We start from the raw sequence: 23295 nt of genomic DNA on the forward strand, positions 1-23295 counted from the left end.
GTTACGCCCGGGTTATTCGTTGCGCGCGACGAACCACTCCAGCCCGCCTGAGAAAGCTGGCCGTTCCCAGGCGACAATGACCATTAAAGAGGCTGCTCGGGCGCCGACCGTTTCAGCGGCAACCTGACGATTCGCTCGTACGGGACGGTTGCGAGCTGTGGATCACCTAGTAGACGGCCTTGGCCCCGGCGACTTCCAGTGTGGTCCCGGCAATGAAAGCTGCCGCATCGGAACTGAGAAAGTAGACCGCATCAGCAATATTCTCAGGGCTGCCCAGCCGGCCCAGGGGGTTCGACTTGCTGAGTTCCGCAACCGCTGTGTCGGGATTGAACCCACGATGGATGAAGCCGGAACGCAGCATGGGTGTGTCAATCTCACCGGGGCAAACGGCATTGACCCTTATCGCGTCGCTCGCATGGTCGCGGCCAAGGCATTTTGAAAACGTCGCGACGGCGGCCTTGCTCGCGCAATAAGCTGCGTGACTTGGTCCTGGATAGATGCCCCAGGTCGAAGAGATGTTGACGATCGAGCCGCCACCATTCTCCTTCATGAAGGCTATCGCCCGCCTGCAGGTGTAGAACACCGCTTTAAGATTGATGTCGAAGGTTCTTTCCCAATCCTCATCGCTCGTATCGAGGATTGTTCCGCGCGTGATGATGCCTGCATTGTTCACAAGGGCGTCCAGGCGATCGGTAAGGCTGGTGGCGGTATCGATGAGATCCTCGCAATAGGCTTTGCTTCTAAGGTCACCGGGCTTTGCCAGGCCGTTATCCCCGCTTCTGTTGATTTCGCTGATCGTCTCAGCCAAGCGTTCCGCATTGGTGTCGCCGGCGACGACAAAATAACCGCTCGAGGCGAACTTCTTACAGATCGCCTGGCCCATGCCGCCCGCCGCTCCAGTGACGACGACGGTCTTGCGTTCGGTTTTCATTTTCGTTCACCTGGTGAATTTCGACGGAACCCCAGTCCGACCGCAAAGCAGGGTTGCAAGCCGCAGCAAGGGAGAGATGTTTCAAGAAAGCTGATCATTTCATGGCTATAGACGGTCATGCACACCACGCAGAATTGCTGAGGTGGTGATCACACCCACGTCAACCCCGCCTTCATCGACAACAACCAGCGGAGTGTTGTCATGTCGATTTGACAGACCAAGCAATTCCTTGATCGAGGCATCGAGGCCGAGCCGCGGGGCGCCGGCCAATGGCTTGCCTTTTCCCTCCTTGATAAATTCCTCAAGCGGCACCATCACAGTCTCTGCTTTCAGAAGCTTCAACCGGCTGCTGCCTTGGACGAATTTTTCCACGTACGGGTCATTGGGATTCCCGAGGATCTCGTCGGCGGAACCGATCTGAAGCATCTTTCCGTCTTTCATCACCCCGATGTGGTGCCCCAGCCGGACGGCTTCATCCAGGTCATGGGTGATGAACAGTGTGGTCTTTCCCAGTCTGGTCGAAAGAGCCTTGAATTGGTCCTGCAACTCGCGCCGAATGAGCGGATCGAGGGCCGAAAATGGCTCATCCATCAACAAGATGGCGGGATCGGCCGCCAGAGCTCGGGCGAGGCCAACGCGCTGTTTCATACCACCGGAAAGTTGATCAGGGTAACGGTCGCCCCAACCTGCAAGTTGGACGAGCTCCAGCTTTCCTTCAGCAATCTCGGAGCGCTGGCGAAGGCTCGCCTTTCTCAGTTCCAGCGGCAGGGCGACATTGTCGCGGACTGTTCGATGCGGCAGAAGCGCCACATTCTGGAAGACCATGCCCATTGAGCGGGCGCGGAGCTCGCGCATTTCAGTTTCGGTCTTCCGGTTTATATCTTCGCCGCCGACAATGATCTGTCCGGAGCTCGGCTTGATCAAGCGGTTCACATGCCGGACAAGCGTTGATTTTCCGCTTCCGGACAGACCCATGACACAGAAGATCTCCCCGGCCTCCACCTTGAAGGAGACGCCGGCAACGGCTGCCACGCAGCCATGCTTTTCGAGGAGCACGGCGCTTGAAAGGTGATCGCGTTGGACACTGGCAAGGTCAAATTTGGAGTTCGTCCCAAAGACCTTCCAGACATCCTTAAATTCGACGGAATGCGCTTCCAAAGGTAAGCTCCAGGTTTGAGAGGTATCGCCGCTAACCGGGGGTCAGCACTTCCTTGGCTGCGTGCCTTGCTGGAGCGATCCGGTCGCGTCCGACTGATCAATGCGGGCCGACTTTGAGGCCTGAGCATCATGGTAGCCCTTCTTGCTTTCAGCTTGGAGCCTGTTGCCGGCGGATGTCCGGCTCGTCCGGGCCTGCCGGGAGCTGCTGTCGGGGAGGCGCGAAGATTGTGGTGAAGAGTGCGGCCGGGCCACGTCTATACCACGCTACGTCGGCAAAGCGTCTGCCCTGAGACATCGCGGACTGCGTCAGACGATCGAGAATGATTGCCAGGATGACGATGCCCATCCCGCCGGTTGCTGCCAGACCAATATCGAGACGTCCGATCCCGCGCAAAACCATCTGCCCAAGTCCACCGACGGCGATCATGGAGGCGACAACAACCATCGAAAGTGACATCATCAAAGTCTGGTTGACACCGGCCACTATGCTCGGCAGTGCCAACGGCAGCTGGGCCTTGAACAGCAGCTGGTTGTTGGTGGCACCGAAGGCACGCATGGCCTCGACCACTTCTTCGGAAACCTGCTGAATGCCAAGGGTGGTCAGCCTGATGACCGGCGGGAGCGCAAAAATGATTGTCACAATCACGCCAGGCACGTTGCCGATACCAAACAGCATGACCACTGGCACCAGATAGACGAATGATGGGATGGTCTGCATTGTGTCGAGGATCGGCCGGCAGATCGCAGCAGCCCGATGACTTCGAGCGGCAATGACGCCCAACGGAATACCGACGATCGTGCAGAATAGAACGGCGGTGAAGACGAGGGAAAGCGTTGTCATCGTCTCACCCCAGATACCGAGAAGCCCGATGATCACCAACAGGCCCGCGACCTGAAGTGCCAAACGCCACCCGGCGATCTGCCAGGCAATCAATCCGAAGCACAGAACTGTAATGACGGGCGGGATGCCATTAAGCGCGAAGTCAAATCCCGTCAAAAGCCGGTCAACTGGCCATTTCAAGCTCTGAAATAACGGTCGGTAGTGTTCGACTATCCACCCCACCACATCGTTGACCCACTGGCCAAACGGAATTCGCCAGGTTTTGAAGGGATCCAGAATGTCTTCGGGCTTCACGAAAGCTCCTTTCGGTAGAGCACAGGCTATCGAGTGCTTCCGGAGATGGCCAAAGTCCAGTTGACGAGTGGTTACGTCGTCAGTTCACGATAAGAAATGGAAGGAATGGGCAGAAGACAGTTTCGGCTGCCGCTGCTTAAGGCAATCTTTGCTTGTGTTGCATTGTTGCACTTCCTCCATCCGTGACTGCAGCACAGCTTGCGACGCTGTTGTCTGGGGTTATTCCAGCACGCTAACCAGGCATGGGTGGCAAGACAACCGAACAAAAACTTATATGTAGCAGACTAAATGTTATCAGGCGTCGATGGAGCGGTTTTCGCGATCGGAGCCTCATCACCGAGCAATGGCTTGGCATCAATGAATTCAGGGGACGACTCCGGCTGGAGAGGCTTCAGGTCCGAGACCTGCGTGGTCAGCCAATCTCGAAAGATCTGGACGTCCTCGCGTCCGATCGCTGTGACCGGAATGACAAGGTGATGCTTTCGGCCAGTGAGATAGCTTTCGGCCACAGGCCTCACAAGGGTGCCTTCATTGAGGTAATCGCTCACCAGATGACGCCAGCCCAGCCCGATGCCATGCCCTCTGATTACCGACTGCATCATCGTTGGATAATTGTTGAAGGTGATGGTGCGCTTGAAGGAGGACGAGATTCCGAATTGCTCCAGCCAGTGCGTCCAATCGAAAGGTGACCAGGGGTAGGCCGACCAATGCTGGTCGTCCATGGCCAGGAGAACCTCGTTTACGAGATCCGCCGGCGTCAGGATTTGCGAGTGTGCCTGATAGGCCTTGCTGCAAACCGGGAAGACCTCCTCGCTGAAGAGCTCGGTCGCGATGAAGCCCGGGCGCGGCAGATATCCCATCACCACCGACACATCGAAACCGTCGGTTGCCGGCGCCGGGCTGCGCTCGAGCGAGACCAGGTGAAGGTCGACTTTCGGATTGCTGGCGACGAAGTCTCCGATCCGGTGGCTTATAAACAGAGTCGCGAACGACATCGGCATGCCGACAATCAAGGGTTGGGCTTTTTGCCTCCTGCGCACGCTGTCAAAGGCCGCGGCCATGTGGCCAAGGCTAAGCGTCACGGCTTCGAACAACTCCTCGCCGGGCGGAGACAGGGAGACCTTCTGGTTGCCGCGATTGAAGAGCTGGATCTGGAGGTGGTCCTCCAGCGTTAGAATGTGGCGGCTCACGGCCGCTTGGGTGACCGACAGCTCATTTGCGGCCTTGGTGAAGCTTAGATGCCGGGCCGCTGCTTCAAATGCCCGAAGGGCGCTCAAGGGAAGCCTGCGATAGTCCTTCGACATGAGAAATTGTTATCCGGTCCGGACAAAAAGTAAATTGCGTCTCGCTCCGTTCTCTATAAGCATCGGGTTGATCGATATCAATTATCCAATTGCGGAGGATCGAGGGAACTTCAGTCGAGGTGCGGGTCGACCACACAGCGGATCGCAGTCCTGATCAGACAAATAGAAGTCATTGACTGGCCAGGAAGACAACTGTGAGGGGTGACCGACGTTTGATGAGGCCGGTGGTAACATCCTCGCTGCCGATCGAGATCAACGGGGCTTCGGCATTCATCCCTCTAGCATGTGTCTCAAGGAAGTGTGGCTACAGCTCAATCAACTCCCAAGGCTCCAACCGGAAGCCTGGTCGGTACCCCATAGAGCATGGGGTACCGACCCCCTTTAATTATGCACGAGGCAAACCGATATGGCCGACGACGACGAGATCATCCTTTCCGAGCTTTCCGACGAGGAACTTGTGCAGCAGATGCACGACGACCTTTATGACGGATTGAAGGAAGAGATCGAGCAAGGAACGCATATCCTTCTCGAGCGCGGCTGGCAGCCCTATGCCGTGCTCACCGAGGCGCTGGTTGAAGGTATGCGCATCGTCGGCGAGGATTTCCGCGACGGCATCCTGTTCGTGCCGGAAGTGCTTCTGTCCGCCAACGCCATGAAGGCTGGCATGTTCATCCTGCGACCGCTGCTTATCGCCACGGGCGCGCCGAAGCAGGGCAAGATGGTGATCGGTACCGTCAAGGGCGACATCCACGACATAGGCAAGAACCTCGTCGGCATGATGATGGAAGGCGCCGGCTTCGACGTGATTGACCTCGGCATCAACAATGCAGTCGAGAAATATATGGCCGCGATTGAAGAGCATAAGCCGGACATTGTCGGCCTGTCGGCCCTGCTGACCACGACCATGCCTTACATGAAGGTCGTCATCGACACGATGAAGGAAAAGGGCATCCGCGACGACTATGTCGTGCTGGTCGGTGGCGCGCCGCTGAATGAGGAATTCGGCAAGGCCGTCGGCGCCGATGCCTATTGCCGCGACGCAGCCGTGGCCGTTGAGACCGCCAAGGACTTCATGAAGCGCAGGCATAATAGGGCCTGAGGTTGCGTTGCGGCCTTGTGCGATGTCCTGCGCTGCCTTGCTTTTGATCGCTATCAAGAAGGACCTGTGATCCTAATGAATGCGCCAGTTTCAGCGCGAGACCTTTCGCGCATTGTGGGATGGAACGCCGGCCGGCCGCAGATCGAAAGTCGCGACGAAGCATACCATGTGACCATTCTTGCGCTTCCGGGTTTTTCCCAACTCAGCCTGTCTTCCTTCGTCGATCCGCTTCGTCTGGCAAATTCGGTTGCCGACAAAAGGGTTTTCGAATGGACGATCGTCAGTCCTGACGGCAAGCCGGTTGAATGCGCCAGCGGGTTCAGCCTCGCGGTCGCCGGCGACTTTGCCGGAATCGCGCAGAGCATCCAGGCCTGCAAGAGCCCGAGCATGGTCATCGTCTGCGCCGGCGAGCGGGTCGAGAAGCAGGCATCGAGTTCCTTGAGCAGGATTCTTCGCCTCTGCAAGCGATTTGGCACTCCGCTTGCGGCGCTGGGCACCGCGACATGGCTGCTGGCCGAATGCGGGGTGCTTGAGGACAGCGCCTGCACAATTCATTGGGACAAGCGGGCGGCACTTGCCGAGACGTTCGCACGCCTCCTGGTGACTGACCGGCTGTTTGTGCGCGATGCGCAACTGGCCACTTGCGCTGGCGAGTTTGCCTCCTTCGATCTGGTGATGGACCTTATCAGTGAGCATCTCGGCAAAGAGGTCGCGCTGGCTGTCTGCAGACATACGACGGCCGGGCACTGGCGCTCGGCGTCCGACAGGCAATGGACGATCACCGGGAGCGAAATGGTGACCTCAAAGGCGCTTGCCGATATCATCCGCATCATGGAAGAGCATGTTGAGGATCCGCTTCCCCTGCACGACATTGCCAGATGCGTCGGCCGCTCGCGACGTCAGATCGAGCGGCTTTTCGAGCGCTGCGTTTCCTCCTCTCCCATGCGCTACTACATGACTTTGAGGCTTGCCCGCGCGAAGCGTCTGGTCCAGCAGACTGATCTGCCGATCGTCGAGGTTGCGATCGCCTGCGGCTTCGCGTCGGCCTCGCATTTTTCCAAATGTTTCCGCCAGGTGTACGGATGCAATCCAACAGCCTGCCGGGGCTGATGCCATCATTGCGCCCGAGGGTCCGAGAGTGCCGCGCAGGAGCAAAGCAACGCGCATCCGTGGCACAGCGAGCACTGCGGCGGAAGCAGGCGTGCGGCGACGCGCGATTGGCCAAAGTCCCTCATTAAGACTGCTCGTCGATAAGTCCAGATGTGCCGGCGGTATTTTGCAGACATGCTCATTGTGGAAACACGTAGCGGTCCGGCATCTTGATTGCCGGCGACAAAGCTTCATAAGTGATCGGAATTACGGACCGCCTTGCAGGAAGGCGGGCTCGCAGATCCTCAACCCGGTCAAACGCGGTGCTCCATCGGAAAGCTCAACAGCGGGACTGCACTGACGATACAGTCAAACTGCTCACCTGCGCGGTCACCCAGAGGTTCATCCAACGCAAATGCGTTGCCCAATCTGAAGTCCACGCCTGGGAGCGTTACACACGCCCGAGAAATTCGTGGAGTATTCGACCGCCCCGCAGTGCAACTGATATTTTCCTAGTCAACGGGAACGGGCACATAAGGCCGCGGAAGTGGATACCCGAGGCCCGGGCCAACCCAAGCGGGCACCATGGTGCGGCATTGCTGGGGTGAGAATCCGTTGAAGGTTCTGAAGCACTTTGCAAAATGCGAGGGCGACACGAAGCCGCAAGCGGTGGCGATATCGATGATTGGCATTCGCGTGCCTTCTATCAGCCGCTTTGCGTGGTCGATCCTGATACGGAGATAGTGCCGCAGGGGCGGCTGGCCGACGTGCAACGCGAACAAGCGCTCCAGCTGGCGACGCGATACCCCGGCCCTTTGGGCAATTTTTTTCATCGCAAGGGGAGTCTCAACATTCTCTTCCATGATCCGCATTGCCATCAGAAGCTTGTCGCTGACGCCAGCGAAGGCGAGACCGGAAGGGCCTGTCTGGCGGTTCGAACCTGAGCGTTGACCTTCAACGGTCGCGTGCCGGCAAACCTCTTGAGCAATGTAGTCACCGACATGGCTTCCTATCAGATCAACTGCGAGATCGAACGCCGCCAACTCGCCAGCGCAGGTCGAGTACTGGCCGTCTTTGACAAACAGGGATTCGCTGATTCTGGGCTTATTGAATACCTCCGAAAAAGCGGCCAGTCGCGACCAGTGGATCGTGCAGCGTTTGCCTGAAAGCAGGCCGGTTTGCGCAAGCACCCATGTTGCGGTGCCGACTGCTGAAATGGCGATCCCGCGGCGGGCGATCACCCGCAGGAATCCGTTGAGTTGCGGCGTAAGTTGTCGCTCTATCGGTTCGCCTGCAAAGACGGCGAGCTGGCCAAGTTTACGATCATTCGGGTCGGAGACCAGCTCGTCTACGGTGACCTCGACAGGAATTGCAAGGCCATTCGCGCCCGCCACCGGTTGCGCGTCCAAGGCGGCGATTCGCCAGCGAAACAGCGGCAGTCGCGACACATTGTTGGCTATGCGAAAGGGTTCCAAGTAAGCATGGAGGGCAAGGTGCGAAAACCCTGGCAGCACAAGAGCCACAAGTTCAAACGGCCGGCCGGCCATCGCCGAAATCTCTGGCGCGGCTAGTGACCTCATGGCGCTGATGTTGGCGGGTGCGTTCATCCGTACGTGGCCACCGGCTGGCCGAACATGCCGGGCTCGGGTTTCACGCCGAGGCCGGGCCGTTGCGGCACGGCAATGTGACCGTTTTCGATAACGATCGGGTGCTTCGCGTCGAAATGGCCCTTGATGTATTCCTGGGCGATCCAGGCGCCCTCCATGCGTCGCGGCTCCACGGTTGCGGCAAGATGCACGCAGGCCGCGGCGATGATGTCGCCGCCCCAGGCGTCGTCGCAAGTGTGCGGAAGGGATCGGATCGCACACATGTCTCGCACGGTGGTCATCTTCGTGAGGCCCCCAAGACGCGTGACTTTCAACCCAAACCCGTCGGCAATCCCTGCGGAAATCGCGCGAAGGACGGCGTTAAAATCTTCCGTGTTTTCATCGAGATAGACCGGGTGCGTCACGCGACCCTTGAGCGTGGCGACCTCCTCCATCGTGTTGCAGGGCTGCTCGAACACGAACGGGATAACCTGGCAGAGCCTGTCGAGATGGATCGCGGACGCCACTGTCAGCCCCCGGTTGCCATCGACCGCGATGCGTGCCTTGTAGCCGATAGCTTCCCAGACCTTGTGGAGGGTGGCGACGTCCTCTTCGAGGTTGCGCCCGGCGATCTTGATCTGCATACGCGGATAGCCTGCCTTGACTTTGTCGGCGGCAATCCTGGCGGTTTCGTCCGGCGGGCCGACGATCAGCGAATAGTAGGACGGGACGCGGTCCGTAACCGCCCCACCTAGTAGCGTTGAGACAGGCACGCCGAGCTTCTGGCCGAGAAGGTCGAGGAAGGCCATGTCGAGGGCGGCCTTGGCATAACCGTGTCCATTCAGACGCTCGTCCATCCGCTTCGTCAGAAGCCTAATGGAGGCCACCTCCAAACCGATCATGCCCGGCGCGATTTCAGCGACCGCGGCGCGGGCGCCGAGCGCATGGTGCGGCTGGTAGACCGGCCCGACCGGACAGGTCTCTCCCCAACCCACAAGGCCGTCATCCGTCACGATCTCCACTAGGGTGCTGTCGAGCGACTGGACGTCGGTGCTCGCCATCCGGTAGGCGCCCCCCTTCACCGGCAATGGGGTCGTGTATACGTTGATTGTCTTTATGCGCATCGCTGAACTCAATATTCGTCGTTGAGGGCTTCAACCGCGGGAATCTCGCGCGAGCGGCGACTGATGTATTCCCGCAGTTCTTCATCCTTGACCGGGTCCAGCTTGGGCTCCTGATATTCTCCCAAGAGATGCCTGGCGTGTTCGAGGGCGCGCTGTTTTATGTCCTTCGAGCCGTCGACTTTCCACTGCTCAATCGAATTGTTGTCGAAGAGCTTTGGGATGAAGAATGCGCGCTCAAAATTGGCCTGGGTGTGCGGGTGGCCGAGGTAGTGGCCGCCAGGGCCAACATCACGAATGGCCGCCAGAGCTTCGTCGAAATCGTCCCACTGAATGCCCTTGGTCATGCGGTAGCCCATGTCGCACACCTCCGCGTCGACGACGAATTTGGCAATCGAGCAATGCATGCCGGCTTCGTTCCAGCCTGCCGAATGCCAGATGTAGTTCGCCCCGGACATCAGCACGGCCATCATGGTCATCGCGCTCTCATAGCCAGCCTGAGCGTCGAATATTTTCGCGCCGCCCAGCAAGTTGGAGGTGCGCCAGGGGATGTTGTAGCGGCGAGCCATCTGACCGATCATGAAATTCATCAGCGATATCTCGGGCGTTCCCGCCATGGGGGCGCCAGACTGCATCGAGACCGTCGAGAGATAATGCCCATAAATCGCCGGGCAGCCTTTGCGCACTACCTGCGTATAAGCGAGCGCGGAAAGCGCTTCGGCATTGAGCTGCGCAACGGCCGCCGCGGTAGAGGCTGGCGTGTTTGCGCCGCCGAGCACGAAGGGCGAGCACAAGACCGGCTGGTTGCGCCGGCAGAAGGCGCGCATGGCGCCAAGCATGACCTGGTCCCACACAAGCGGCGAATTGCCATTGCAATTGCCGGTCGTGACGGCGTGGGTCTCGAGGAAGCCCTCGCCGAAGAGGATCTCGCACATGTCGAGCACATCCTCTGCGTTCTTGGGCGAGGTCGTCATGCCCATGAAGATCTTGTCGGAATGCTTCATCGACGAATAGGTGATATGCAAGTGCCGATGCGCGACGACGAGGTCCATCGGCTCGACGATGTGATGCGCCGATGAATGCAGCGCCGGCATCATGTGGGCCAGCTTATGGAAGGTGCCGAGGTCCGCGATTGTCGGGCCTCGTCTGACGTCATCGAGGTCGCGCATGTAGGGCGCGCCGGTCATCGGCACGAAGATTGACTTCGGTCCGCCGAGCTCGACATTCTTCGCCGGATCGCGGGCAAAATATTCGACCTTGGAAGGGATGGTCTTGATCAGCTCCATGACCAGGCCGCGGTCGAGGTGAACGCGGTCGTCGGCGCGCACGTCGGCTCCGGCGCGCTTCCAGTCCTCGATCGCGATCGGATCTCGGAAAACGACGCCAACTTCTTCCAGGATCGCCAGAGACGCTTCGTGAATGCGCTCGACCTGCTCGGCGTCCATCGGTTCGACCACCGGCAGACCCCGCTTGAGCGTTGGCAGCATTTCAAAGTTCGGCGCGGTGCGAATTGTTCGCCGCGCTTCCCGCCCTCCCCTGCGAGACGTTTGCACTTGAGCGGTCATAACGGCCTCCAAAACAGTCTATCTGGCCCCTATGAGCCGACCGGCACTATTGCCGAACCGCCATGATATGACCTACTGCAAAAGTCTCACGCGCCTGTTGACTAAACTGACACACGATCCGCGCACATCTTCCCCCCGCAGCTTTGCAACGCCTTTTTTCGCAAAAAAGGGGTGGGTCGCGCCACGACCATCACTCTGTCACTGCCCTATCGCCGAACCGATCCGTGCCCGCGCTGCCGTCGGCTCCACTGCGAAAAAGTAGCTTGGCGCTTGACTTTATTTCGAGTTCGCCAATGTCGAGTTTTCGATAGCGTGGTGCCGTCGTTCGGCAGCGGCGGGAGCGTCCTTGTTCATGGTCAGCATACGACTGAAAAATCAAACGCAAAGCGCCTGCAAGTCGGCAGCCGCCGCGGCTTGCCTCAAGGCGTGCAGCATAAATCCCGCTTTCCATTGGGGAATTATGAATGAGAAGTCGTCCGATCACCCGGCGTCCTGGAGATCATCTTCATGAGATGAACGGGCTTGCTTCGCGTCAGGCGCGCCAATCAAAACGATCTCAGCCGCTACTGTTTTTATGGCCCGCGTTGGCATGTCCACCCGGCAGTGCGACTGATTGACGGATCCATCTTTGCTAAATCAGCGCTCAATCAAAACCAGTTACCAAAATGGCGCTGACATGGAGGATCACTTCACGTTTGATTTTCGAGGCCCGCCGACGGCATTTTTCGGCAACTCGCCAGGTGGCAAGCGATCGACCCTCAACTGTAATCGAGCAGAAAAGAACATGAGTAATTTGGTAGGAAAAGCAGCCCTGGTGACAGGTGCCGCCGGCGGCATCGGAGCGGCGATCGTCAGGCAGCTGCGGGCACAAGGCGCCAGGGTCGCCGTCGCGGATCGCGACGTGGCAGGCCTTGACGCGGAGGTGCATCTGCCGGGCGACCTACTGAACGCAAGCTATGCGGACGGTTTATCCGCAGCTGCATTTGCGGCGCTGGGTGGCCTGGACATCTTGGTCAACAATGCGGGCGTCATCACGAGAGGCCCGGTGACCAGCACAACAGATGCCGACTGGGCTTTGTCACTCGGCGTGAATGTGGAAGCGCCTTTTCGTATATGCCGGGGCGCCATTCCGATCATGGCGGATCGGGGCGGAGGTGCGATCGTCAACGTGTCGTCATGCTGGGGCGTTCGCCCAGGGCCGAACCACGCCATATACTGCATGACGAAAGCTGCCATCGCTTCATTGACCCAGTGCATGGGTATGGACCACGCAAATCAGAACATTCGGATCAATGCCGTGTGCCCCAACGAGGTCAACACACCTATGCTACGAACAGGGTTTATCAAACGCGGTTTCGACCCCGACACGGCGGTTGCCGAGCTTGGAAAAACCGTTCCGCTTGGCCGGATTGCGGAGCCCGAGGATATTGCCGAGGTGGTCCTATTTCTCGTCTCTGACGCCGCCCGATACATGTGCGGTTCGCTTGTCGAGGTTAATGGTGGAAAGTCGGTGGGATGAGGTTTACAGGAAAAGTTGCACTCGTGACAGGTGGTCGGACAGGCATCGGCCTGGCCATTGCACGGCGCTTGAGGGATGAAGGTGCGCGGGTATTTACCGCACAACGGGGCGAGGACCAGGAGTTCGAAGGGATCGTCGTTGATTTCGCCGATCCATCAGCCGCGTCGTACACAGTGCAGTCGGTTGCGCGCGATGCCGGAGGGATCGACGTTCTGATCAACAACGCCGGCATCATGCAGGAAGCCCTTGTTGAGGAAATGAGCCTTGAGGATTGGCAGCGGACGATAGCGGTAAACCTGACAGCACCGTTCGTCATGATCAAGGAAGCACTTCCCCATTTGCGAGCGGTCGGGGGGACGATTGTCAATATAGGCTCGATCGAGGGGCTCGGCTCCAATCCGAGACATGCTGCCTATTGCGCTTCCAAAGCTGGAATTCACGGCCTGACGCGCGCGGTGGCCGTCGATCACAGCGGCGAAGGCGTCCGATGCAATGCCGTTGCGCCTGGGTGGATCGATACCGACCTGAATCTTGAGTTCATCGAGAGCTTGCCAAACTCGGCAGGCTTTCGCCAAGGTGTTGGCACAATTCATCCTGTAGGACGCACCGGAAAGCCCGAAGAGGTCGCGAGTCTGGTGGCTTGGTTGGCATCGCCTGAATCGTCGTTCGTGACAGGTCAGGTTTGGACCATCGACGGCGGTCGGATGGCGAAGCTTAGCCTTCCTTAATGACTAGCGAGAGGCGCGTTGGCACCCCAGCAGCCGTCCTGCGGATTTTTATCCCTCAAGGATCACAAGCATGAACAGAAGGGCAGCGAAATTGTCCCCACCAACCAGCATTCCAACGACTATGTCAGGGGTGGTCCTGACCGGACATGGCGGCTTCGAAAAGCTGCAATTCAAGACAGACCTTCCGGTGCCCCGACCAGGGCCAGGCGAAGTTCTCATAAAAGTTGCTGCGGCAGCGATCAACAACACCGACATCAATACCCGGATCGGCTGGTATTCCAAGGCAGTGAGGAGCGGCACTTCCGAAGGCGGCTACACCGGATTTGACTCATCGGACGATGACGACGCGAGTTGGACAGGTACGGCCTTGTCATTCCCTCGCATTCAAGGCGCGGATTGCTGTGGTTGCATCGTGGCTGTTGGAGAGGGGGTCAATGATGAACGCATCGGCGAACGGGTCATCGTGCGGAATTTGCTCCGCACCTATGTGGACTATCGCGCTTGGGAATGTTGGACATTTGGGTCCGAATGCGACGGCGCGTTCGCGCAATATGCGAAAGCGCCATCGCTAGAGACATTCAAGGTCAAATGCGACTGGAGCGACGTCGAATTGGCTTCAGTGCCTTGCGCCTATTCGACCGCTGAAGGCATGTTGCATCGGGCAGACGTGAGGGCCGGCGAGACCGTGCTTATCACCGGCGCATCCGGCGGCGTCGGGTCGGCAGCGGTCCAATTGGCAAAGCGGCGCGGGGCCACGGTCATCGCGGTTGCGGGCGAAGCCAAGGCTGCCCAGGTACGCGATCTGGGTGCCGATCGCTTGGTGGCACGAGGCGATAGCCTGGTCAACGTGATAGGAAAAGGTGCCATTGACGTTGTCATCGACGTCGCGGCAGGCCCGCTGTTTCCACAGCTGCTGGAGGTGCTGAGGCGTGGCGGACGTTATGCCGTCGCTGGCGCAATTGCCGGACCGATCGTCGAGCTCGATGTCCGCACTCTTTATCTCAAAGACTTGACTTTCCTTGGCTGCACATTCCAAGAGGACGTGGTCTTCGAAAACCTCGTATCCTACATCGAGGGCGGCGAAATACGGCCCCACATCGGCAAAACCTATCCCTTGAAAGACATTGTCCAGGCGCAGGAAGATTTCCTTTCCAAAAAAATCAGCGGCAAGCTGGTCCTGGTCATCCCGAAGTGAAGGCGAAAAAATGCAGCACCTCAAGATCCAGAAAATCGACGTCTTTCAGATCAACCTTCCCTATTCTGGCGGCGTTTACCTCCTTTCGGGTGGGCGAGAATACCGCGGCTTCGATGCGACGATCGTCCGCATCACCACGAACACCGGTATAGAGGGATGGGGCGAAAGCACGCCCTGGGGATCGACCTATGTCGCGGCTCACGCCCTCGGTGTTCGCTCAGGAATCGCCGATATTGCGCCTAGTCTTCTTGGTCTCGACCCGCGCCGCGTTGACCGCATCAATGAGGCGATGGACCTCGCGCTGGTGGGTCACGAACATGCCAAGACAGCTCTTGATGTCGCGTGCTGGGACATTTTCGGAAAGTCCGTCGACATGCCAGTTTGCGAGCTGCTAGGCGGCCGCACGACCGCCCGCATGCCAATCATCTCGTCGATCTATATGGGTGATCCCGATGAGATGCGCAGCCGCGTCGCGGAACACCGAGCGAAAGGTTACACCGGGCACTCCGTGAAAATCGGTGACCATCCGGCGATTGACGCTGAGCGTATTGCAGCATCGATGGCCGACAAGAAGCCTGGCGAGTTCTTTCTCGTGGACGCTAATGGCGGTATGACGGTTGAGACGGCCCTGAGAATGTTGCGATTGCTGCCGCCAGGGCTGGATTTTGTCTTGGAGGCGCCTTGTGCAACGTGGCGCGAGTGCGTTTCGCTGCGTCGCCGGACTGACATTCCGATGATCTTCGATGAGCTGGCGACGAACGACGCCTCAATCATCCAGATCATTGCTGATGATGCGGCAGATGGTATTGGCCTCAAAATCTCCAAGAATGGCGGTCTCACCAAAGGCCGCCGCCATCGGGACTTCTGCCTCGCAGCCGGCTACACCCTTAGCGTTCAAGACACCGTGGGATCGGATATCGCGTTCGCCGGCATAGTGCACCTTGGACAGACCGTTCCCGAAAAGAACCTCCGATGCGTCCTGGAATGTCGGGACATGGTGACCGTAAAGCTGGCAGACGGCGAGTTCGAGGTGACCGAAGGGCATGTCATCGCACCTGATTCGCCTGGATTAGGCATTACTCCGCGCCTAGATGTTCTGGGCGCTCCCATCGCCACCTATTCCTGATTGGCCCTCACGCCGATCTCAAACACGGTGTGCCATGCCCAATATCGACATGAGGGAGGTCGATGCTGGGATCGCGGCGGAGGACTGCCCGGCACGGGTCAGCCTCCGCCTTTGCCTCGGAGCTCATGCGAGGAGGGCCTGGCGACTGTGCAGGCCTTTCGTCGAGGTCCCGATGCTGAAGCCTTTGTATCCAGAGGCAGCCACTTCCTCACAGACTTTTTGATAGGCAGGCACGCCACCGACGTAGGGCATGAACACAGCCGGTTTACCCGGAATGTTGACGCCGAGGTACCAAGACTTCGCTCGGGTATATAACGTTCCCTCGGCCGCCTGCCTGACCTGTTCCATCCAGGTTTCTTCGGCTGAGGCGGTGGCCTCGATGTAATCGGCGTGGACATCGAGCAGATGCGCAATGCAATCAGCGATCCATTCAACATTGTCTTCAATGGCAACTATGACGTTGGTCAGCACCGAGGGGCTCCCGGGTCCTGTGACGACAAATAGGTTAGGGAAGCCGGAACTCATCAATCCGAGAAACGTATTTGGTCCATCCCGCCACTTTTCCCTGAGGGTAAGCCCTTCCCGCCCGACAATGTCGATCTTGCTGAGCGCGCCTGTCATCGCGTCAAAACCCGTCGCCAGCACCAAACTGTCGAGCTTGTGGAAGTTGGAGCCTGCCGTTATCCCCTCTGGGGATATTTCGCGGATCGGGTTGGAACGGATGTCGACCAGGGTGACGTTTTCACGATTGAAGGTCTCGAAGTACTTCGTGTCGGCGCATATACGCTTGGCGCCAATGGGGTGATCGACCGGTGCCAGCAGGTCTGCTACGTGAGGTTTCTCAACGACGGTGCGGATCTTTTCCCGCACGAATTCAGCAGCGGTCCGGTTAGCTTCTGCATTGCGCAGCAAATCCGAATATGCCGCTGTAAAGCTGGTTCCTCCTGCATCCCAACGCCTCTGATACTCTTGGAGCCGCTCTTGCGGAGATACAGCCAATGCGGATTTGTCCCCGAGGTCGCATAAGATGCCTGCCGGCATCGAGCGCGCCCTCTTACGCCGCTCAGCATAATTCGTTTTCCAGGAATTCTCGTACTCAGGATCCATCGGCCTGTTTCGTGCCGGAATGCTGAAATTCGGCGTACGCTGAAACACATACAGGTGCTTGGCCTGCGCGGCGAGCTCCGGGATCACTTGTATACCCGAAGATCCGGTGCCGATGACCCCGACATTCTGGCCAGACAAACTGACCCCCTCATGAGGCCAGTTGCCCGTATGATAGATTTGGCCCTTGAAGGTATCGAGGCCAGGAATTTTTGGCCTCTGGGCAGCTGAAAGGCACCCCGTCGCCATGACGCACCACTTGGCACGATACCGCATCCCCGCATCGGTCGAGACCAGCCATCGGCAGTCCTCTTCCTGGAAGGCCGCTCTGGTGACCCTGGTGTTGAATTTTATGTCACGAACAAGATCGAACTTCTTCGCAACGTAGTTCGCATAGGCCAGGATCTCCGGTTGCGACGCATACCGCTCGGTCCAATGCCACTCCTGCTGAAGCTCCTCGGAGAAGGAGTAAGAATATTGCATGCTTTCAACATCGCAGCGCGCTCCCGGATAGCGGTTCCAAAACCACGTTCCGCCCACTCCGTAGGCCGCCTCAAGCACGACAGCCGAAAGGCCCAAGCGGCGAGCCAGATGCAGCATGTACATGCCGGCAAACCCGGCGCCGACAATGACAACGTCACAGGACGTGGGCTCATCGTCGGCGCGACCTTCCAAAACCTCGCTATGCTGCACGAGCCGCTTCCTTTGCAAATTTGTCGCTGAGTAGTGTGGCTATTAGGCTGCCAAAAAAACCAGGCGCACGCACTCTCCAAAAAACTCAACCGCCCGATTTGTTTTTTTCCGAACGCAGTTCCGGCCTGGGGTGCTAGAACGACACATAGGGAATTGCCATTTCAGATGCAACCAATCGACTGCGACGGAAATTCGCATCCCTAGTGTCCTTCAGCAAGACTTGACAAGAGTCCGACGGACGCTTTTGCGCAGAACAGCAATATTAGCGGTTGAGGCGACGTAGTTGTAGAGACAGCGCAAAAGAGCCATTCGACGTTTAGGGAACTCTACCATCAAACCAAACACATGGGAGTATAAATCATGAATAAGTCGTTGTTCTGCTCCATACTCATGGGATCTGTCCTTTGTGCGCAGGCTGCCTTTGCGAGCGAGAAGGTAATTCCGGCCTGGGATGGGATCACGGAGAACCTGATGCAGACCTACATCGTCGATGAAGGCTTGCGGCAGCTCGGCTATGATGTGGCAGATCCCCTTCAGCTGCAGATTCAGCTGGCTTACGTTGCAATCGCGAAAGGAGACGCGACTTTCTTCGCCGCCTATGCAGAACCGATCCACGATAAATACCTGAAGGAAAACGGCGGAGACGCCGTTCTTACTCGCCTCGGGCATGTTTCGGCGGATAATATACAGGGCTATTTGATCGACAAGAAGACCGCAGATGCCACGGGTATCAAATATATCGAGGACTTGAAGGATCCCGAGAAGGCGAAGTTGTTCGATATCGACGGCAATGGCAAAGCTGACCTTTACGGTTGCGAGCCGGGTTGGGGGTGCGAAGTAATCATTGAGCACCACCTCGACGCGTATGGTCTGCGCGACACCGTTGAAGAGAAGCAGGGCGGCTATTTCGCGATCATCCCGGACGCAATTGAACGTATCAAAGAAGGAAAACCCACGCTATATTACACTTGGACGCCGCTTTGGGTGTCCAGCATTCTGCAGCCTGGGAAAGACGTTGTTTTTCTTAACGTGAAGAAGACCGACTTGCCCAACGGCCAGTCTGCCAGCACCATAATTCCCGGTCTGGGCAATCTTGGGTTTCCAATGATTCAGCAGCGCATCGTTGCGGCTACGAGCTTTGTCAAAGGTAACCCCACCGCCAAGAAGTTCTTTGAGCTTGTGGCGATTCCGATTGACGATCTGAACGCCGAAAACCTCAAGATCTTTAAGGGTGAGAGCTCGAACGATCAGATCAAGCAGGCTGCGTTGGACTGGATTTCCAAAAACAAGAAGACGTGGGACGGTTGGATTGCAGAAGCGAAGGCCGCCCACTAACTGCATGTGCCACGGCAAGTCATAGATTTGTCAGGGGAGAATCCAATTGCTTGATAACAGCCTTAAAGATCAAGTCGTCATCTTGACGGGCGCTGCCGGTGGGATCGGCAGCGCAATCGCTCGGACTTTTCATCGTCTCGGGGCGCGCATGCTGCTGGCTGACTATGAGGAACAAAGCGTAACCCGATTGGCCTCGTCTCTGGATGCGACCGGCGCGCGAGTGGTAGCAATCGGGTACGACGCGAGCGAACCATCTGATGCTGATGCTGTCGTATCGAGATGCATCGATCGGTTCGGCCATATTGACCACGTCGTTCCGGCAGCAGCCATCTTCGAGGATCAGCCGTTCGCCACAATGACAGATGAGCAGTGGCGACGGACGATGTCGATAAACCTGGATGGGGTGTTCTACATCTGTAGACGCTCCATTCCACATATCAAGCCGGGGGGCACTATTGTAACCATCGCTTCTTCTGCGGCGCATGAAGGCTGCTCGCCCGAGCACGTTCACTATGGGGCGTCGAAAGGCGGCGTCCTGGCGTTCACCAAGTCGCTGGCAAGGGAGCTTTCACCGAACATACGTGTAAACACGGTGTCTCCCGGGACCATAGACACTCCGATGGTGGAGGAACTCCTGCGGCGGAATGGAGACAAGTGGCTGTCCATTACGCCGGCCGGCCGCTTCGGTACCGGTGAAGAAGTAGGTGATGCAGTGGCGTTTCTCTGCAGCAGCGCTTCGAGCTACATCATGGGCCAGACGATTCACGTAAACGGCGGGTCCTATATGGGCGGCTAGGGCTTGCCCCCAATCCCACCTAGTGCCCGTTTGCCATCCAGAGGGGATCATACTGTGGCTTCATGTAGCTGACAGGCATGCTTTCCGGCCAGGGCCCGAGATGATCAGCGGTATCATCGCTCAGATAGCTGGCCACATCGAGGATCTGGTGGATGCCAGCCTTGCCCAGCGGCGGGCCGAGTTTGTTGGTGGTTAAGTCGCAAGGGCAGCGGTGGAAATTGCTATCATTAGGATGTCCGATCTGGCCAGGAACGTCCGGACCCGTTAGCGCCGACATGTCGACATGTCAGGCCTGACGAAGGACCTTTTAGTCGCCCCAAATCGTGAGAGGGTCCCCGAGAACGGTGCGGTCGACTTCGATTCCCAGTCCCGGCAGGTCCGGCGGAATAACGCCTCCGTCGGCAAATCGCCCGTGGAACGTGGCTGTTTTTAACGTAACCATATCGTCGGTATTGGCCACACACCGCAGTAAACGCGTCGGTACGGTCGCGCCGAGATGAACGATCGAGGCGAACGCGATGGCAGACCCAGCAGTATCCTGGACACTCATTGTGAGGCCTGCAGCACAGCAAATATCGCGATGCCGCCGGCCACGAGTGAGACCCCCGGCTTTGGCAATCTTGAGGCCGATGCCGTCAGCCAAATCATTGGCCACAATGAATGCTATGTCTCCGTCGAGCTGTGCGAGCTCATCGATCACGATCGGATAGGCGCAGCGCTTACGCAGCGACATAGTTTCTCGGATTGTCGCGCAGGGAGCCTCCAAGACAAAGTCCAGTCCCTGTGGAAGCAGCCGTAGCATCCTCAGCGCGGTTTCAGGAACGAGACCACCGTTTGCGTCAACGAGAAAGAATTCGCCCGGTTTCTTATCTGCCAGGCACGCGGCGATACGTTCGGCATCGAGCGCCGGTCCTCCCTCGCTGTCCAATGCCCCGATCTTGACGGAATGTCCCAGATATCCCCGCGCGCGGTGATCCGCCGTGCGGCGGCGCATCTCTTCGGGATCCCCGGCATAGATCGACGAAATCATCGGAAGGGGCTTTCCGGACCCACCTCCAAGAAGGTCTGCAACCGGTAGACCGACCGATTTCCCAAAGATGTCCCAGCAGGCGACATCGAGTGCCGATTTTGCGTGATTGTGGCCGACGAGCGCGGAATCCATCGCGTCGTTGATGCGGTCAACTTGGCGAGGATCGCGCCCCAGCAAGCTAGGGGCGATTTCAGCGATTCCCGCCCGAGTGCCGAGCGCATGAGATGCAATGTAGGTGCTACCCCACGGGGTGCTTTCGCCCCATCCCTCCGTCCCATCGTCCGCAATGATACGGACGATTGAGGCGTCAAACGATGTGTATTCGCGGCCTCCCGACAGCAGGTACACGCCGCCGTAGTAGGGAAGATCGGTCTTATAGAGCTCAATTCTGGCGATTTTCATGGAGGGCCTGTCTGTTATGGAGGACGGTGGGCCTGCTTGTCACCTTCGCGGAGGCACAAGCACGAGTTTCCCGGTATGGGCCTTCGACAAGAAGTCTTTTTGCGCCAGAACGATCTCATTAAGCGGATATACATGCGCGATCACAGGCCGGAATTGTCCACTTTCGATGTAGCGGACTAGGTTCTCGAACACCTGGTCGCCCAGGAAGGTGCAACCAAACAGGGTAAGATCTTTCAGGTATACAGTCCGGATATCGATTTCGACGATGGGTCCACCGATCGCGCCCGCTACAGCACAGCGGCCGCCACGCCGTAGCAACTCCAGGAGCTGTCGCAGCTGCGGGCCCCCAACCAGATCAATAACGACGTCGACGGCCTCCGAACCAAGAGCGGCTACAAGATCACTGTTTCGCTCGAAGGTCTGGTCAGCACCTTGTGCTCTAACCTCAGCTGCCTTATTCGGGGCGCAGATTCCGATGACCGTCGCGCCCCGGCGCTTGGCCAATTGCACTGCGGCCAAGCCTACACCTCCCGAGGCCCCGGTGACGAGTACACGCTCCCTCCCCACCGCAGCCCTATCGAGCATGTTTTCTGCGGTCGAGTAAGCACAAGGGACAGCAGCAAGTTCTTCGTCGCTCCAGTCACAATTGACGGCATAAGTTTCACGGGCCGGGGCTACTACGAACTGCGCAAATCCACCGTTGCACTCGCTTCCGAGTACCCATCCTTCGAATGGACGATAGTCTACGTAGCTGCGCAGAAGCGGGCGTACGATAACACGCTCGCCTATCCTGTCGCTGGGCACCTCGGCTCCGACCGCGACCACCCGGCCACACACATCTCCGCCTTGTATGAGGGGGAACTTGAGCGATGTACCGGACCAGCTTGCGTCGTCATCGTCGATCGATGCAATTCCTACTGCAGCTCCAGTGCCGGTCTCGGCATCAACCTTCTTCGAGTACCACCCGATGCGCGTATTTATGTCAGTGTTGTTGACGCAGGTAGCGCCGACCTCAATGAGTAATTCACCAGCTTTCGGCTGCGGCACAGGAACGTCGTTTCGAACTTCAAGTTTTTCAAGCCCGCCATGACCTATCAGGACAGCAGCAGTCATCTTGCTCGGAATCATCGAACTTCTTTGTTTTCAGGATGCGTAGGGCACGTCTCTGCAATCGCCAGACTGTATCGGAACGGGGCCCCTCGGCGACAACGAAATAAATTCACTTGGCCGGTGACTTTTTCACGACATGAGGCCGGTCAGGATTCGAATTCGTCGCAGAAAGCGAACGTCGCCTCGAGGATCGCGGATCGCGGATCGCCGTCCGGCTTGTGCGGACGGTCAATAGGCGCGATAGCAATCCTAGGTCCGCCGCCGAGTTGGCTGACAAGTCTGGGTGAGCGCATCCGGCCCGCTGCTATCTGCCTAGCTCTGATCGCCACGGATGGCTGCCGTCGTCCTGAGCGCCGTTAAAGGCACTCGACGCCTTCCCAATCTAAGGCGTTCACCTGCCTTCCGCCTGGCGATGCTTGGTCCTTACCAACAGGTATAACCGCCATCTACCAACAAAACAGTTCCGGTAATGTAGCTCGCCGCATCGCTCGCCAGGAATTGGACCGCAGACGCGATCTCGTGAGGCTGGCCGAAGCGACGCATCGGTGTCTGATCAGACCATGCCTTGACCACTTCTTCGGGATACTTATCGGTCATCTCAGAGCGTACGAACCCAGGCGCCACCGCATTCACGCGGACACCAGATCTCGCCCACTCGCACGCAAGTGTCTTGGTCACCATATTCACTCCGGCCTTGCTCGCATTGTAGGCCGTGACCACGGACTCTTGTCGGGTAACGACATCGCCGCACATGGAACTGATGTTTACAATGGCTCCCGACCCACGCTCCGCCATGAGGGAGCCGAACGTGCGGCTGCAATAGAAGACACCGTCCAGATTCACAGACAGAACGACGCGCCAATCCTCGTCCGTCGTATGCTTGGTCGGCGCTGCACGAGACACGCCGGCATTGTTGACCAGGATGTCAGGGCAAAACCCGATTCTAGCAGCGAGATCGCGCACGGACTGCGAATCCGTGACGTCGAGTTGGTGGACCTGCGGCTTGACGAGGAACTGATCTGCAGCGGCAGTGGCTCGAATCGCGTAGGCGTCGGTTAGGATTACGACGGCACCTGCTTCTTGCAGGGTAAGGGCGATCTGCAAACCGATGCCCCGTCCCGCGCCGGTAATTAAAGCGGTTTTCCCTGTCAGATCAAACTTGCCCATTGTTAGCCTTTGCTATGTACCTTGCTTTTAGTGTGATCCGCGTCTGCATCCGCCAAGGGTAAGCGGTCGCCCTTCAGCATGCCCGAGGGCTTTGACGAGGTC

20 protein-coding genes are annotated in these 23295 nt (G+C 58.1%); 8 read left to right on the forward strand and 12 right to left on the reverse strand.

Annotated features, from left to right (window positions below):
• Positions 1-166: 166 nt before the first annotated feature.
• From NKH36_RS12520 to NKH36_RS12535, 4 genes are all read right to left on the reverse strand, one after another.
• A complete protein-coding gene (locus tag NKH36_RS12520; RefSeq protein ID WP_502912023.1) occupies positions 167-883 on the reverse strand; it encodes an SDR family NAD(P)-dependent oxidoreductase in 717 nt (238 codons plus the stop codon).
• A gap of 153 nt (positions 884-1036) precedes the next feature.
• Positions 1037-2089, reverse strand: coding sequence for a betaine/proline/choline family ABC transporter ATP-binding protein (locus tag NKH36_RS12525; protein ID WP_352962310.1), 1053 nt, complete (start codon positions 2087-2089; stop codon positions 1037-1039).
• A 148-nt stretch (positions 2090-2237) separates the two neighbouring features.
• A complete protein-coding gene (locus NKH36_RS12530) occupies positions 2238-3224 on the reverse strand; it encodes an ABC transporter permease (protein ID WP_352962313.1) in 987 nt (328 codons plus the stop codon).
• A gap of 284 nt (positions 3225-3508) precedes the next feature.
• Entirely contained in the window at positions 3509-4528 is a 1020-nt protein-coding gene (locus NKH36_RS12535; RefSeq protein ID WP_352962314.1) for a LysR substrate-binding domain-containing protein, read from the reverse strand.
• A gap of 406 nt (positions 4529-4934) precedes the next feature.
• Between NKH36_RS12535 and NKH36_RS12540 the strand changes: the two genes are divergently transcribed.
• Entirely contained in the window at positions 4935-5627 is a 693-nt protein-coding gene (locus tag NKH36_RS12540) for a cobalamin B12-binding domain-containing protein (RefSeq protein ID WP_352962317.1), read from the forward strand.
• Positions 5628-5795: 168 nt separating this feature from the next.
• Positions 5796-6737, forward strand: a complete 942-nt coding sequence (locus tag NKH36_RS12545; RefSeq protein ID WP_352961067.1) for a GlxA family transcriptional regulator — start codon at positions 5796-5798, stop codon at positions 6735-6737.
• A gap of 491 nt (positions 6738-7228) precedes the next feature.
• Here NKH36_RS12545 and NKH36_RS12550 read toward each other — a convergent pair whose 3' ends face one another.
• The 3 genes from NKH36_RS12550 to NKH36_RS12560 all read right to left on the reverse strand — a co-directional run bounded on the left by NKH36_RS12550 (position 7229) and on the right by NKH36_RS12560 (position 10988).
• Positions 7229-8323, reverse strand: coding sequence for a GlxA family transcriptional regulator (locus NKH36_RS12550; RefSeq protein WP_352961065.1), 1095 nt, complete (start codon positions 8321-8323; stop codon positions 7229-7231).
• Positions 8320-9363 carry a mandelate racemase/muconate lactonizing enzyme family protein gene (locus NKH36_RS12555; protein ID WP_352961064.1) on the reverse strand — a complete coding sequence of 348 codons (1044 nt, stop codon included), beginning with the start codon at positions 9361-9363 and terminating at the stop codon, positions 8320-8322. Before NKH36_RS12555 ends, NKH36_RS12550 begins: the two co-directional genes overlap by 4 nt.
• Before the next feature lie 71 nt (positions 9364-9434).
• Entirely contained in the window at positions 9435-10988 is a 1554-nt protein-coding gene (locus NKH36_RS12560) for a trimethylamine methyltransferase family protein (protein WP_352961063.1), read from the reverse strand.
• Between the two features lie 628 nt (positions 10989-11616).
• Between NKH36_RS12560 and NKH36_RS12565 the strand changes: the two genes are divergently transcribed.
• From NKH36_RS12565 to NKH36_RS12580, 4 genes are all read left to right on the forward strand, one after another.
• Positions 11617-12507: an SDR family NAD(P)-dependent oxidoreductase gene (locus tag NKH36_RS12565; protein ID WP_352961061.1), complete on the forward strand. Its 891-nt coding sequence runs from the start codon at positions 11617-11619 to the stop codon at positions 12505-12507.
• Positions 12504-13235, forward strand: a complete 732-nt coding sequence (locus NKH36_RS12570; RefSeq protein ID WP_352961059.1) for an SDR family NAD(P)-dependent oxidoreductase — start codon at positions 12504-12506, stop codon at positions 13233-13235. Before NKH36_RS12565 ends, NKH36_RS12570 begins: the two co-directional genes overlap by 4 nt.
• Before the next feature lie 70 nt (positions 13236-13305).
• Positions 13306-14430 (forward strand): alcohol dehydrogenase family protein, encoded by a 1125-nt coding sequence (locus NKH36_RS12575; RefSeq protein ID WP_502912024.1) that lies wholly within the window; start codon positions 13306-13308, stop codon positions 14428-14430.
• A 10-nt stretch (positions 14431-14440) separates the two neighbouring features.
• Positions 14441-15556, forward strand: a complete 1116-nt coding sequence (locus NKH36_RS12580) for a mandelate racemase/muconate lactonizing enzyme family protein (RefSeq protein ID WP_352961057.1) — start codon at positions 14441-14443, stop codon at positions 15554-15556.
• A 123-nt stretch (positions 15557-15679) separates the two neighbouring features.
• Here the strand turns inward: NKH36_RS12580 and NKH36_RS12585 are convergent, their stop codons facing one another.
• Positions 15680-17353, reverse strand: a complete 1674-nt coding sequence (locus NKH36_RS12585; RefSeq protein WP_352961056.1) for a flavin-containing monooxygenase — start codon at positions 17351-17353, stop codon at positions 15680-15682.
• 360 nt (positions 17354-17713) lie between these two features.
• Between NKH36_RS12585 and proX the strand changes: the two genes are divergently transcribed.
• Together proX and NKH36_RS12595 are read left to right on the forward strand one after the other, a co-directional pair.
• Complete coding sequence (proX, locus tag NKH36_RS12590) at positions 17714-18688, forward strand: glycine betaine/L-proline ABC transporter substrate-binding protein ProX (protein WP_352961054.1); 975 nt, start codon at positions 17714-17716, stop codon at positions 18686-18688.
• A gap of 46 nt (positions 18689-18734) precedes the next feature.
• Positions 18735-19484 carry an SDR family NAD(P)-dependent oxidoreductase gene (locus NKH36_RS12595; RefSeq protein WP_352961052.1) on the forward strand — a complete coding sequence of 250 codons (750 nt, stop codon included), beginning with the start codon at positions 18735-18737 and terminating at the stop codon, positions 19482-19484.
• Between the two features lie 19 nt (positions 19485-19503).
• Here NKH36_RS12595 and NKH36_RS12600 read toward each other — a convergent pair whose 3' ends face one another.
• The 4 genes from NKH36_RS12600 to NKH36_RS12615 form a co-directional block, all read right to left on the reverse strand.
• The gene (locus tag NKH36_RS12600) at positions 19504-19761 is read right to left on the reverse strand and encodes a hypothetical protein (protein WP_352961050.1); all 258 of its coding nucleotides are present in this window, start codon (positions 19759-19761) and stop codon (positions 19504-19506) included.
• 30 nt (positions 19762-19791) lie between these two features.
• Complete coding sequence (locus NKH36_RS12605; protein WP_352961048.1) at positions 19792-20916, reverse strand: mandelate racemase/muconate lactonizing enzyme family protein; 1125 nt, start codon at positions 20914-20916, stop codon at positions 19792-19794.
• A gap of 39 nt (positions 20917-20955) precedes the next feature.
• The gene (locus tag NKH36_RS12610) at positions 20956-22044 is read right to left on the reverse strand and encodes an alcohol dehydrogenase family protein (protein WP_352961046.1); all 1089 of its coding nucleotides are present in this window, start codon (positions 22042-22044) and stop codon (positions 20956-20958) included.
• A 405-nt stretch (positions 22045-22449) separates the two neighbouring features.
• Positions 22450-23193, reverse strand: a complete 744-nt coding sequence (locus NKH36_RS12615) for an SDR family NAD(P)-dependent oxidoreductase (RefSeq protein ID WP_352961045.1) — start codon at positions 23191-23193, stop codon at positions 22450-22452.
• Positions 23194-23295: the final 102 nt, after the last annotated feature.

Origin of the sequence: Mesorhizobium sp. M1312, assembly GCF_040318115.1 — a bacterium.
Classification (GTDB): domain Bacteria; phylum Pseudomonadota; class Alphaproteobacteria; order Rhizobiales; family Rhizobiaceae; genus Mesorhizobium.